General features: G+C 64.1%; 12 protein-coding genes. 5 read left to right on the plus strand and 7 right to left on the minus strand.

Features of this window, described 5'->3' with window-relative positions; all coding sequences use genetic code 11:
* Window positions 1–23: 23 nt before the first annotated feature.
* The 5 genes from AC07UX_RS04715 to AC07UX_RS04735 all read right to left on the minus strand — a co-directional run bounded on the left by AC07UX_RS04715 (window position 24) and on the right by AC07UX_RS04735 (window position 6,627).
* Window positions 24–1,223, minus strand: a complete 1,200-nt coding sequence (locus tag AC07UX_RS04715) for a type III PLP-dependent enzyme (RefSeq protein WP_495190815.1) — start codon at window positions 1,221–1,223, stop codon at window positions 24–26.
* Window positions 1,224–1,369: 146 nt separating this feature from the next.
* The gene (locus AC07UX_RS04720) at window positions 1,370–2,542 is read right to left on the minus strand and encodes a carboxynorspermidine decarboxylase (protein WP_495190816.1); all 1,173 of its coding nucleotides are present in this window, start codon (window positions 2,540–2,542) and stop codon (window positions 1,370–1,372) included.
* A 109-nt stretch (window positions 2,543–2,651) separates the two neighbouring features.
* Window positions 2,652–3,863: a saccharopine dehydrogenase family protein gene (locus AC07UX_RS04725; RefSeq protein WP_495190817.1), complete on the minus strand. Its 1,212-nt coding sequence runs from the start codon at window positions 3,861–3,863 to the stop codon at window positions 2,652–2,654.
* 93 nt (window positions 3,864–3,956) lie between these two features.
* Window positions 3,957–5,540, minus strand: coding sequence for a cisplatin damage response ATP-dependent DNA ligase (locus tag AC07UX_RS04730; RefSeq protein ID WP_495190818.1), 1,584 nt, complete (start codon window positions 5,538–5,540; stop codon window positions 3,957–3,959).
* A gap of 94 nt (window positions 5,541–5,634) precedes the next feature.
* The gene (locus tag AC07UX_RS04735; RefSeq protein ID WP_495190819.1) at window positions 5,635–6,627 is read right to left on the minus strand and encodes a ligase-associated DNA damage response exonuclease; all 993 of its coding nucleotides are present in this window, start codon (window positions 6,625–6,627) and stop codon (window positions 5,635–5,637) included.
* A 129-nt stretch (window positions 6,628–6,756) separates the two neighbouring features.
* On the opposite strand from AC07UX_RS04735, the gene AC07UX_RS04740 reads away from it, so the two are divergent.
* Both AC07UX_RS04740 and AC07UX_RS04745 read left to right on the plus strand, forming a co-directional pair.
* The gene (locus tag AC07UX_RS04740) at window positions 6,757–7,974 is read left to right on the plus strand and encodes a BtaA family protein (protein WP_495190820.1); all 1,218 of its coding nucleotides are present in this window, start codon (window positions 6,757–6,759) and stop codon (window positions 7,972–7,974) included.
* Window positions 7,974–8,618, plus strand: a complete 645-nt coding sequence (locus AC07UX_RS04745) for a class I SAM-dependent methyltransferase (RefSeq protein ID WP_495191789.1) — start codon at window positions 7,974–7,976, stop codon at window positions 8,616–8,618. The genes AC07UX_RS04740 and AC07UX_RS04745 overlap by 1 nt, the downstream gene beginning before the upstream one ends.
* An 85-nt stretch (window positions 8,619–8,703) precedes the next feature.
* On the opposite strand, the gene hemA is transcribed toward AC07UX_RS04745, so the two are convergent.
* Window positions 8,704–9,930 (minus strand): 5-aminolevulinate synthase, encoded by a 1,227-nt coding sequence (hemA, locus tag AC07UX_RS04750; RefSeq protein ID WP_495190821.1) that lies wholly within the window; start codon window positions 9,928–9,930, stop codon window positions 8,704–8,706.
* Between the two features lie 179 nt (window positions 9,931–10,109).
* Complete coding sequence (gene murI, locus AC07UX_RS04755; RefSeq protein WP_495191790.1) at window positions 10,110–10,913, minus strand: glutamate racemase; 804 nt, start codon at window positions 10,911–10,913, stop codon at window positions 10,110–10,112.
* Between the two features lie 115 nt (window positions 10,914–11,028).
* Here murI and AC07UX_RS04760 point away from each other — a divergent pair, with 115 nt between their 5' ends.
* The 3 genes from AC07UX_RS04760 to dprA all read left to right on the plus strand — a co-directional run bounded on the left by AC07UX_RS04760 (window position 11,029) and on the right by dprA (window position 13,321).
* Entirely contained in the window at window positions 11,029–11,556 is a 528-nt protein-coding gene (locus AC07UX_RS04760) for a sugar O-acetyltransferase (protein ID WP_495190822.1), read from the plus strand.
* 71 nt (window positions 11,557–11,627) lie between these two features.
* On the plus strand, window positions 11,628–12,242 hold the full coding sequence (gene plsY / locus AC07UX_RS04765) for a glycerol-3-phosphate 1-O-acyltransferase PlsY (protein ID WP_495190823.1): 615 nt from the start codon (window positions 11,628–11,630) through the stop codon (window positions 12,240–12,242).
* Window positions 12,239–13,321, plus strand: coding sequence for a DNA-processing protein DprA (gene dprA, locus AC07UX_RS04770; RefSeq protein WP_495190824.1), 1,083 nt, complete (start codon window positions 12,239–12,241; stop codon window positions 13,319–13,321). Before plsY ends, dprA begins: the two co-directional genes overlap by 4 nt.
* The last annotated feature ends 10 nt before the right edge of the window (window positions 13,322–13,331 follow it).

Here is a 13,331-nt window from a genome sequence, read left to right on the forward strand (position 1 = left end):
TTTAATTCTCTCTCGCGCGGCGCCTAGCCCAGCTTGATGACGTTTGCGCGACGGCGGACCGGGACCACCTCGGTATAGAGGCTGGCCATCGGCTCATCCTCCACCTCGATCGTGGCTTCCGACGTGAAGCCGTTGAAGCCGGTGCGCATCGCGGCACCATAGGCGCCGAGCATGCCGATTTCGATATAGTCGCCAACCTTCACGTCCGACGGGAGCATGAAGGGGCCGACCATATGGTCCATGTCGTCGCAGGTCGGGCCGTAGAAGGAGAAACCGGTGACGTCCTCCTCGCTCTCATCCTCACGCAGCAGGGCCACGGGGAAGCGCCAGCCGATATGCGCGGCGTCGAACAAGGCGCCATAGGCACCGTCGGTGATGTAGAGTTCGCTGCCGCGGCGGCGTTCGACCCGGACGATGATGGAGCTATATTCGGCCGACAACGCGCGACCGGGTTCGCACCACAGTTCCGACGAATAGCTGACCGGCAGGCTTTCAAAGCCACGGTGGATCGCTTCGAAATAATTTTCGAGCGCGACCGGCTCCATGCCGGGGTAGATGGACGGAAAGCCGCCGCCGACGTCGATGATGTCGACCGTGACGGCCGCATCCACGATCGCGGCGCGCACGCGCTCGATAGCATCGCTATAGGCCTGCGGGCTCATCGCCTGGCTGCCGACATGGAAGCAGATGCCGAGCGCATCGGCCGCCTGACGGGTGGCCATCAGCAATTCGCGGGTTTCGCCCAATTCCGCGCCGAATTTCGACGCGAGGCTGAGTTCCGAATGTTCGGACGAGACGCGCAGACGAACGCACAGCTCCAGATCGGTCGCATCGCCCGTGGCGCGCATGATCTTTTCCAGCTCGTCGATCGTGTCGAGCGAGAAGGTACGCACGCCATAGTCATGATAGGCTTGTGCGATTGCTTCCTCGGCCTTGACCGGGTGCATGAAGCACAGCTTGACGCCTTCCTCACCAGCAAGCGTCTCGGCGACCAGGCGCACTTCGGCAATCGAGGCCACGTCGAAATGCGTGATGCCCGATGCGAACAGCGTGCGGATCAGATCAGGAGACGGATTCGCCTTGACCGCATAGAGCGACCGGCCCGGAAACTTCTCCGTAAAGAAGCGGGCGGCCCGACCGGCGGCTTCGGGGCGAATCAGCGTTACCGGTGCTGCCGGTTTGAGGGCGGTTGCTACCCCCAGCGCGCTAGGATGCTTGTGCAATTCAAGGGACCTCCAGTGTAGTTCAGGGCGAAAGCTGCCTTGCGGTGGAAGTCCCATGGGGCAGCGGACGGTCCGTATATGCGGCAGTGTCCCCCCTGTAAAGCGCATGTGAAAATTTTGTTGCGCGCTCCGCTACGAAACGTGCGTCAGGAGAGACGGGCCTTGAAATCCGCGTAGGAAAAGGCGCGGATTTGCTTGAGTTCGTCGGTGTTCGAATTCCAGAGCCAGATGGCCGGCAGGGGTACGCCGTTGAAAGTGTTGGTCTTCACCATCGAATAATGAGCCTGGTCGAGGAAGGCGATGCGCGCGCCCGGCTCCGCGCCGCCGGGGACCCGATAGTCGCCGATGATGTCACCGGCGAGGCAGGAGGGGCCACCGAGTCGAGTTACCGCCCCGTCCTCCGGTTCATGCAGCATGGCGGGGCGATAGGGGGCCTCGATCACGTCGGGCATGTGACAGGTGGCGCTGATGTCGGTGATGGCGACGGGCATGCCGTTGTCGATCACGTCCAGGATTTCGCCGATGAGGATGCCGGCGTCCAGCGCCATCGCCTCGCCCGGCTCTATATGGAGTTCAAGGCCGGTCTGCGCCTTGATCCGTTGAAGGAAGGCGACGAGGTCGTCGATTTGATAGTCGGCACGGGTGACATGGTGACCGCCACCGAAGTTCAGCCATTTCAGGCCCGCGACATGGGGCATGACATGGGGTTCGATCGCCGCCCAGGTGCGTTCGAGCGGGCCAAGATCCTGTTCGCACAGATTGTGGACGTGCAGCCCGTCCACGCCCACGAGATGCTCCGCGCGAAGCTGGTCGATCGGAAAGCCGAGGCGGCTATGCGGTTGCGACGGGTCATATTTTGGCACTTCCCCCTCCGGATTGAGGGGGTTGAGGCGCAGGCCGATGTCGAAGACGCGGCCATCCGCGCGAGCCGCGTCGATCACGGGCTTGAGGCGCGCGATCTGGCCGGGGCTGTTGAATATGACATGGTCGGAAATCTTGAGGATGTCTGCCAGGTCGTCGGGCTTGTAGGCCGCGCAATAGGTAGCGACTTCGCCCTTATATTCCTCGCGGCCGAGGCGCGCTTCGTAGATGCCCGACGCGCAGACGCCGTCGAGATATTCGCCGACCACGCCGCCCAGCGACCACATGGAAAAGGCCTTGAGCGCGCCCAGCACCTTGATGCCCGCGCGCTCGCCTATGTCGCGCAGGACAGCGAGATTGCGGCGCACCGCAGCCTCATCCACCACGAAGGCGGGCGAGGGGACGCGGTACAGGTCGAAATGAGCGAAAGCGGCGGGATCGCCGGCGCGGGTTTCCATAACGATATACTCCGTCACCGCAGCGGAAGCTGGGGTCTCAGGCGATAGGGCACGGCAACGCCGCATGAGATCCCAGCCTTCGCTGGGATGACGATCCCTTCCGGGACCGTCAGAACGCCAGCGGCGCGTCCAGTTCCTTCACCTGCCAGGGCAGGCCATGCTTGTTCAGCATATCCATGAAGGGATCGGGATCGAACTGTTCGATGTTGAACACGCCGCCTTCCGGCTGCTTCCACGCACCGGTCAGCATCAGCGCGGCGCCGATCATCGCGGGGACGCCGGTGGTGTAGCTGACTGCCTGATTGCCGGTTTCGGCATAGGCGTCTTCATGGTCGCACACCTGATAGATATAGACGGTCTTTTCCTGACCATCCTTCTGCCCGGTGGCGATGTCGCCGATATTGGTCTTGCCCTTGGTGGTGGACCCCAGGCTCGACGGTTCGGGCAGAACGGCCTTCAGGAACTGGAGCGGGATGATTTCCTGCCCATTGTAGATGACCGGATCGATGCGGGTCATGCCGACATTCTGGAGCACTTCCAGATGCTTGAGGTAAGCGTCGCCGAAGGTCATCCAGAAGCGGATGCGCTGAATTTCGGGATAGTGGGTGGCGAGGCTTTCCAGTTCCTCATGATACATGAGGTACATGTTCTTCGGCCCGACCTGATCGAAGTCGAATTCCTGCTTATGGCTCAGGGCCGGCCCTTCGACCCATGCGCCATTGGCCCAGTGACGCGACGGGGCGGTCACTTCGCGGATGTTGATTTCCGGGTTGAAATTGGTCGCGAAATGCTGGCCATGGTCGCCGCCATTGCAATCGAGAATGTCGAGCGTGTCGATCCGGTCGAGCAGATGCTTCTTGATGTAGCTTGCAAACACGCTGGTAACGCCGGGGTCGAAGCCAGACCCCAGCAGGGCCGTGATGCCCGCTTCCTTGAAACGGTCCTGATAGGCCCACTGCCAGCTATATTCGAACTTGGCGGTGTCGCGCGGCTCGTAATTGGCGGTGTCGAGATAGTCGGTCCCGGTCGCAAGGCAGGCGTCCATGATCGCCAGATCCTGATAGGGAAGCGCCAGGTTCACGACCAGTTTGGGCTGCACCTTTTCGATGAGCGCGATCGTCTCTTCGACATTGTCGGCGTCCACCTGCGCCACGTCGATGGTTACGCCGGTGCGTGCCTTCACCGATTCGGCGACCTTTCCGCAGCTGACAAGGCGGCGGCTGGCCAGCGTGATATGGCTGAAAATATCGGGATTCATCGCCATCTTGTGGACCGCGACGGAACCGACGCCGCCTGCGCCGATGACCAGAACCTTGCTCAATTGCTTCTCCATATCCGTGTCGCGCCGGACGCGCGAAAGCGCCCATATAGGGACGTCGCGTGACAGAGCAAAGTCAGAGTGTCGACAGGCAGGCTAAACGATGAGCTTCCTAAGGCCGTCCACCCTGTCTGCTTCATGCGCCGGCTTGTCCTTGCGGATGCGGGCGATGCGGGGGAAACGCATGGCAAGGCCGGACTTGTGGCGCTTGCTGTCGTGGATGGAATCGAACGCGACTTCCAGCACCAGCGTCTTTTCCACTTCCCGCACCGGGCCGAAGCGGTTGACGGTATTCTGGCGGACGAACCGGTCCAGCCATTTCAGTTCCTCGTCGGTGAAGCCGCTATAGGCCTTCCCCACCGGCAGCAACTCGCCATCGGGCGTCCAGCAGCCGAACGTATAGTCCGAATAGAATGAAGAGCGTTTCCCATGGCCGCGCTGGGCATACATCATCACGCAATCGGCGGTCAGCGGGTCGCGCTTCCATTTATACCAGAGCGCCGCCTTGCGCCCCGCGACATAGGGGCTGTCGCGGCGCTTGAGCATCACGCCTTCGATCGCGGCGTCGCGGGCGCCGGCGCGGATGTCGGCAAGCGCATCGAAATCGGACGCATCGATGACGGCGGAGATATCGAACCGGTCGGGCGACAGCTGCGGCATATAGGCTTCAAGTCGGGCGCGGCGCCGTTCCCATGGCAGGGCGCGCAGGTCTTCATCGCCTTCGATCAAGAGGTCGTAGAGGCGGACGAAAGCGGGATAGTCGGCCATCATCCTGGCAGTGACGGATTTGCGCCCCAGGCGTTGCTGGAGCGCGTTGAAGCTGGCGGCTTCCCCGCCCTGAAACTCACCGCGCACCAGTAATTCGCCGTCGAGCACAGCATGGCCGGTGAAGGCCTGCGCGACTTCGGGGAAGCTGCCGCTGATGTCATCGCCGGCGCGGCTGTACAGGCGGGTTTCACGGCCGGTGCCGACGATCTGGATACGGATGCCGTCCCATTTCCATTCTGCGGCATAATCGGCCAGATCGACGCTGTCGGCCTCCAGCGGATGGGCCAGCATGAAGGGACGAAAATAGGGCGTGCCTTCAGGATCGGGGCGGGTGGTGCGGCCTTCTGCCCAGTCGAACAGCGCAGTATAGGGCGGGGCAAGGGCGTGCCAGACCTGTTCGACATCGTCCACATCCAGGCCGAAGGCCTGCGCGAAACCGGTCTTGGCGAGGCGGGCCGAGATGCCGACGCGCAGGCCGCCGGTGGCGAGTTTGAGCAGGGCGAAACGCCCGGACGAATCCAGATGATCCATCATCTGCGCCAGCATATCCGGCGCGGCGGCGCGGCTGACGCCATGGAGGCGGTCGATCACGGCGGACAGGCTGAGCGAGCCATCATCCAGTTCGGCCGGTTGGTCTCCACGCTTGGGCCAGAGCAGCGCGACGGTTTCGGCAAGATCGCCGACGTAATCGCGGCTCATTTCGTAGAGGACCGGATCCGTGCGGGCGCGGATCATGTCGCCGATGGCAGAGGATTTGACGGTTTTCAGGTCCAGGCTGCCAGTCAGGGCGGCCAGCGCCCAGCCCCGGTCCGGATCGGGCGCGGCACGCATATAGGCGGCGATCAGGTCCAGCTTGGCATTGCGCGATCGCGTATAGACAAGCGCGTCGAGGAGTTGGGAGAATGGCCTCATGTGCGATCTCCCGTCCGGTTCGAGCCTGTCGAAAGCCGGTGCGCGAGGGTTTTCGCCAGGATCGAACCGAACGGATGGGATGGTTTGTCAGACATCACCCCTCATCCTCCTCTTCGCGGCCGACAAGTGCGAGGGCGCGCGCCCTGATCTGGTGGGTCATGCACCAGTGGAGCAGCGCGTCCTCGCGGCCGTGGGTGATCCAGGTTTCGGTCGGCGCGACCTCGCGGATGGTATCGGTCAATTCGTCCCAGTCTGCATGGTCGGATATGACCAGCGGCAACTCCACATTCTTTTGCCGCGCGCGCTGGCGTACCCGCATCCAGCCGGACGCCATGGCGGTGATGGGATCGGGCAGGCGGCGGCTCCAGCGATCGTTGAGGGCCGACGGCGGCGAGATGATGATGTGTCCGCGCATGTCCCTGGCGGCAACGCCGGTGGCCGGCCGCAATTCGCCCATGTCGATGCCGAAATCTTCGTACAGCGCGCACATTCGTTCCATCGCGCCGTGGATATAGATGGGGTCGCGGTGACCGCGCGCGCGCAGTTCGCAAATGACCCGCTGCGCCTTGCCCAGCGCGTAGGCGCCGACCAGCACGCTACGCTCCGGATTGGCATGGAGCGCGCCGAGCAAACGGTCCATCTCTCCGCCGGCGTCGGGATGGCGGAAGACGGGAAGGCCAAAGGTCGCCTCCGTCACGAAAATATCGCAAGGCACGGGTTCGAAGGCTTTGCAGGTCGGGTCCGGACGGCGCTTGTAATCGCCGGTGACGACCACGCGCTCGCCAGCATGCTCCAGCACGATCTGCGCCGATCCCAGGACATGCCCCGCAGGCACATAGCGGATCGTGACGCCGCCCATCCGTACTTCCTCCCCATAGTCGACCGCCGTGCCGCTGGCCGTGCCATAGCGCAGGGCCATGATCGCCAATGTTTCGCGCGTAGCCCAGACATGTCCGTGGCCGCCGCGGGCATGGTCGGCATGGCCGTGAGTCACCAGGGCGCGTTCCTGCGGTTGGGATGGGTCGATCCACGCATCGGCGGGGCGAACATAGATGCCGGTAGGGTGCGGTTCGATCCAATGGGCCATAGGTGCAAAAGATGGGATGGGGCGTCCCGGTTCCGCAAGGGGCGTCATCGTCGCGTCATCGCGCGGTCATGCAGGCGACACGCCATTGCCCTATCGGCGCGGGAACCACCCGGCATCGAGGAGTGCGCCATGGCTATGACCGCCCATACCAAAATCACCAATGCGGTGCACCGCCATCGCCATCTGTCGAAGCAGGGATTGCTGGAGCGGGCCTTCACCTTCGCCTTTCGGGGCCTTGTCTATGCGCAGATATGGGAAGACCCGGCGGTGGATATGGAAGCGCTGGCCATCGCGCCCGACAGCCATGTGGTGACGATCGCGTCGGGCGGCTGCAACGTCCTGTCCTACCTGACCGCCGATCCGGCGAAGATTACGGCCGTGGACCTCAACACCGCGCATATCGCGCTCAACAAGCTGAAGCTCGCGGCGGCGCGGACCCTGCCAGACCATGCCGCCTTCCACCGCTTCTTCGCACAGGCCGACAATAAGGCGAATGTCGCCGCCTATAAGGATGTGGTTGCACCGCATCTGGATGAAGCCACGCGCCGCTATTGGGAGGGGCGCGACCTGATCGGTCGCCGTCGTATCGGCGGTTTTGCCCGCGGCATCTACAAGCATGGGTTGCTGGGCCGCTTCATCGGTGCCGCGCATCTGCTGGCGCGGGTGCATGGCATCAATCCCAAGCGGATGCTGGACGCCCGCAACCGCGAGGAGCAGCGCGAAATTTTCGAACGGGAGCTTGCGCCGATCTTCGACAAGGGGTTCGTGCGGTGGCTGACCAGCCAGCCCGCTTCGCTCTTTGGCCTGGGCATCCCGCCCGCGCAGTTCGAGGCGCTGGCGGGTGACGACCGGATGGATACGGTATTGAAGGCGCGGCTGAAGAAGCTGGCCTGCGATTTCGACATGAAGGACAATTATTTTGCCGTGCAGGCGTTTGGCCGTGGCTATGCCGGAGGCGAGGGGCCGTTGCCGCCCTATTTGCAGGCGACGAACCACAATGCCGTGCGGGCGCGGGCCGATCGGGTCGAGGTGCGCCATATCAACTTCACCGACTTCCTTGCCAGCCAGCCGGATGCGACCTGCGACCGCTATATCCTGCTCGATGCGCAGGACTGGATGAACGACGACCAGTTGAACGCACTATGGGCGCAGATCACCAGGACGGCCAGGCCAGGCGGGCGCGTGCTGTTCCGGACCGCCGGGGAACCGAGCATATTGCCGGGCCGTGTGGTCGACGACGTGCTGAACCGCTGGGACTATCGGGCGGAAGCATCGCTCGATTATACGGCGCGCGACCGGTCGGCCATTTATGGCGGCGTGCATCTCTATGTGCTGAAGGGCCTATGATGAGTGGCCATAGCCAGTTGATGGACGGGGTCTATCGCTACCAGCGGCATATTTACGACCTTACCCGCAAATATTATCTGCTGGGTCGCGACGGGCTGATCGCAGACCTCGATCCGCCGGCGGGCGGCGCCGTGATGGAGATTGGCTGCGGCACCGGCCGCAACCTGATCGCGGTAGGCAAGGCCTGGCCGCAAGCGAAGCTCTATGGCATCGATATCAGCGAGGCGATGCTGGAAACGGCGCGGGCGTCGGTGGCCAAGGCGGGCATGGGCGAACGGGTCGTGCTGGCGCAGGGCGATGCCTGCGGGTTCGATGCGAGGGCGCTCTTTGGTCGCGGGACGTTCGAGCGGGTGTTCATCAGCTACGCGCTGTCCATGATCCCGGAATGGGAAATGGCGCTGGCGCAGGCGGCGCGCTGCGTGGCGCCGGGTGGCAAGCTGGAAATTGTCGATTTCGGCCAGCAGGAGGCACTGCCGGCGCTGTGGAAGCGAGCGTTGTTCGGGTGGTTGGGGAAATTTCATGTGTCACCACGCCGGGAACTGGCGCCTGCGATCGAGCGGCTGGCACAGGAGATGGGCGGCTTTCCGCACAACCGGACATTGTATCGCGGTTATGCGATGCGGGGTGGATTGATCCGGATTTGAGGATTATCTGATCCCTACACCCGTCCGTCCTGAGCAACGGTGGCAGGGAAGTGCAAGGGAGAGACGACATCTCTCCCCATCCCCATCAAGCCGCCTGTCGCGCCGTCTTTTCCAGGTCCAGACGGTCCCAGATTTCCGCCAGTGCCGACACCAGGTCGCGCATCATCTCTTCGGTATGGGCGGGGCCGGGGGTGAAGCGCAGGCGCTCCGTGCCGCGGGGGACGGTGGGGTAGTTGATCGGCTGCACATAGGCGCCATATTCGGCCAGCAATATGTCGCTGATCCGCTTGGCCTTGACCGGGTCGCCGACCATCAGCGGCACGATATGCGTGACCGAGTCCATGACCGGCAGGCCGGCGTCGCGCATGAACTGCTTGAGCTTGGCAGCGGATGCCTGCTGGCCCTCACGCTCTTCGCTCGATGCCTTGAGGTGGCGCACGCTTGCCAGCACGCCGGCGACCAGCACCGGGGACAAGGAGGTGGTGAAGATGAAGCCGGGCGCGTAGCTGCGGATCACGTCGATGATCATCTGGTCGGCGGCGATATAACCGCCCATCACGCCGAACGCCTTGCCCAGCGTGCCTTCGATGATGGTCAGGCGGTCGGCAACATCATCGCGTTCCGAAATGCCGCCACCGCGCGCACCGTACATGCCGACGGCATGGACTTCGTCCAGATAGGTGAGCGCATTATACTCGTCAGCAAGATCGCAGATTGCCGCGATCGGCGCGACGTCGCCATCCATCGAATAGACGCTCTCAAAGGCGATCAGCTTGGGCGCTTCGGGGTCTTCGGCCGCCAGCAATTCACGCAGATGATCGACGTCATTGTGGCGGAACACGCGCTTTTCGCAGCCCGAATTGCGGATGCCCGCAATCATCGAGGCGTGGTTCAGTTCGTCGGAGAAGATGATGCAGCCCGGCAGCAGCTTGGCGAGGGTGGAGAGCGTCGCTTCGTTCGAAACATAGCCCGACGTAAAGAGCAGGGCGCCTTCCTTGCCATGCAGGTCGGCCAGTTCGCCTTCCAGGTCGATATGATAATGGGTGTTGCCGCCGATATTGCGGGTGCCACCGGAACCGGCACCGACATCGTGCAGCGCTTCTTCCATCGCGGCGACGACCTTGGGATGCTGGCCCATGGCGAGATAATCGTTGGAACACCAGACGGTGATGGGCTTGGGACCGTTATGGCCGTGGAAGCAGCGAGCGTTGGGATAGGCCCCGCGATTGCGGAGGATATCGATGAACACGCGATAGCGACCTTCTTCATGGAGCCGGTCGATCGCCTGCGAAAAGATGTGCTTGTAGTTCACTACGCTTCTTCCCGTTTCATTCGCGCGCTGTTGTTTTTCGCTGCGCCATCCTCTTGCCCGATGCCGCATTTACCCGCGCAGACCCGGCATTACCAGCGATAACCGCTCGCAACTTTAGGGAGAAATACCTATCAGACTGATCGTCCCCATTGACCATTGGACAAAAGGCCCATGGCTTTTCAAAGCGTGTCCATGCGATCCAGTCCATAGCTGGCCAGCGCAGGACGCAGGGCTTCCTGCCTTTCATCGACACGGGTGAACACCGCTGTGCCGGGCGCTGGCGTGTCGGGCCACAGCTGTCCCTGCGTCAGATATTGGATGCGCCGGGCGATGCCTTCGCCGCCATGGACGAAGCCCATCGGGTGCGGCGCGGCGGCGGCCAGTTCCTGCTCGACCAGCGGGAAATGGGTGCAGGCCAGCACCACCATGTCCATCCGGTCACCGCCCGGCTGGTCGATGAGGCCATTGAGCGCGTCTTGGGCGACTTGCGGATCGAGCGGATCGCCGCGCAGCTTCGCTTCGGCCAGTTGCACCAGCGCAGCCGAGCCATGGCGCAGCACCGTGCAGTCCGCGCCATGTTCGGCCGCCAGGCGATCGACATAGGGCTGCCGCACCGTAGCGTCGGTGCCAAGCACGCCGAAGACGCGGTTTTTTGACAGCAGGGCGGCCGGTTTGATCGCCGGAACGGTGCCGACTACCGGGATGTCGAGAGCAGCGCGGACATGCTGGAGCGCGATGGTCGATGCCGTGTTGCAGGCGATGACGGCAAGGCGCGGGCGATAGCGTTCCACCAAGCGGCCGAGGAGCGCGGGCACACGCGCGGCGATTTCCGCTTCGCTCTTCGTGCCATAGGGGAAACCCGCACTGTCGGCGGCATAGACGATCCGGGCGGTGGGCAATGCCGCGCGGGCGGGGGCCAGGATGGAAAGCCCCCCCACGCCGGAATCGAAGAAGAGGATGGGAGCGTCTGGTGCGACCGTCATGGCTGGCTGTGTCGCTTCATGGGCGTGGAGTGTCAACGCCCTGCGCTTGAAACCGCCCCCTGCCGCTGCCACTTCGCCTGCGAAAATCAGGGAGATGATGGTGCCGGAACGCAGCATGAAGCAGAAGATGATCGCGGGCGAACCCTATCATGCCAACGATGCGGAGATCGTGGCAGACCAGCTCGCGGCGGCTGAATGGATGCGGCGGTTCAACGCCACCCTCCCGCCCGAACGAGAGTCGCTGCTGCGGGAGCGGCTGGGCGGAATAGGCGCGGGATCGACCATCAGGCCGCCTTTCCATTGCGACTATGGCTTCAACATCTTTCTGGGCGATGGCGTGTTCCTGAACTTCAACTGCGTCATATTGGACGTGGTGGACGTAACGATCGGTGACGGCACGCAAATCGGCACGGGCGTCCAGATATTGACTGCCGACCATCCGCGCGATCCGGCCGAGCGCGCGACCGGCATCGAATGGGGCCGGCCGATCCGCATCGGGCGCAATGCGTGGATCGGCGGCGGGGCGATCATCCTGCCGGGCGTGACCATCGGGGACGATGCGCTGATCGGCGCGGGCAGCGTGGTGACGCGCGATGTGCCGGCGGGCGCCACCGTCGTGGGCAATCCGGCGCGGGTACGTTAAGCGCGTCATAACCCCATTGCCGCGCGCGCCTGTCACGCTATGGTCGCGCGCAAATCATACTGGCGATCTTCATGACACCTCCCTGGCTTCTTCCCGCTTTCGTGCTTGTGCTGGGCTATCTGCTCGGCTCCATCCCCTTTGGCCTGATCCTGACCCGCATCACGGGCGCCGGCGACCTGCGACAGATCGGGTCGGGCAATATCGGCGCGACCAACGTGTTGCGCACCGGCCGCAAGGGGCTGGCGGCAGCGACATTGCTGCTCGACCTGCTGAAGGGTGCGGCGGCGGTGCTGATCGGCGCGTGGCTGGTCGATGGTGGCGGGCCGATGGCCGGCGCCATGGCCTTTATCGGTCATTGCTATCCTGTGTGGCTGCGCTTTGCCGGTGGCAAGGGCGTGGCGACGATGATGGGCGTGGTGACGGCGATGTTCTGGCCGGCCGGCTGCATTTTTGCGGCGGTGTGGCTGGCGGCGCTGTTCGGGACCAGATGGTCGTCGGTCGGCGGCATGGCGGCGGCGATCAGTGCCCCGATCGCCATGGGGGCGTTCGGGCGGATCGACCTGGTGCCGGTCAGCCTCGCGCTCGCCCTGATCGTGCTGTGGCGCCATCGCGCCAATATCGCCCGGCTGATGAAGGGGGAAGAACCCAGGATCGGCCGATCAAAGAGCGGGACCGCCACCGAATGAGCGAGCGGGAGCGGTTCGATCGGCTGCGGCTCATCCGCTCCCCCCGGATCGGTCCGGTCAGCTATCGCCAGTTGATGGCCCGCTTCGGTACGGCGGCCGAGGCATTGCGCGCCATTCCCGATCTGGCGGCGCGCGGTGGCGGCCGGGCGAGCGTGGCCGATGCCGGCGCGGTAGATAAGGAAATCGCGCAGAGCCGGGCGCTGGGCGCTCGCTATCTGCTGATGGGCGATGCTGATTATCCCGCACTGCTGGAGGCTTTCGACGGGGCGCCACCCGCGCTGATCCTGCGCGGCGATGCGGCGCTGGCGGGCGGCCAGTGCATCGCCATGGTCGGCGCGCGCAATGCGTCCGCCGCCGCCTGCCGCTTCGCCCGTATATTGGCACAAGATTTGGGCCAGCGGGGCGCCATGGTCGTGTCGGGACTGGCGCGCGGCATCGATACGGAGGCGCATCGCGGATCGATCGAGAGCGGGACGATCGCCGTGATCGCCAGCGGGATCGATATCGCCTTCCCACCGGAAAATGCCGCGTTGCAGGAGCAGATTGCCGGCGAAGGGCTGATCGTCACCGAGCATCCGCCGGGCACCCAGCCACTCGCCCGTCATTTCCCGGCGCGCAACCGCATCATTGCGGGTCTGGCGCTGGGCACGGTGGTGGTGGAGGCCGCGCCGAAATCCGGATCGCTCATCACCGCCCGGCTGGCGGCGGAAGCCGGGCGCGAGGTGATGGCCGTGCCGGGATCGCCGCTCGATCCGCGCGCGCAGGGCTGCAACCAGTTGATTCGCGACGGCGCGACCCTGATCCAGAATGCCGCCGACATAATGGAAGCGGTGGGCAGCATCGACCCGCGCATGGTGCGGCAGGGCAGTTTCCCGTTCATCGGCGAACCGGTGTCGAGCGATGTGGCGGAACGGGATCGGGCGGCGGTGATCGGCCTGCTGGGACCGTCGGCCGTGCCGGTGGATGAGGTGATCCGCCTGTCCGGCCTGCCGCCCGCCATAGTGCAGACGGTGCTGCTGGAACTGGAACTGGCGGATCGGCTGGATCGCCTTGCCGGCGGGCGCGTAAGCACGCGATGAGCAAATCACT

Source organism: Sphingobium sp. GW821-FHT02B05, assembly GCF_059421905.1.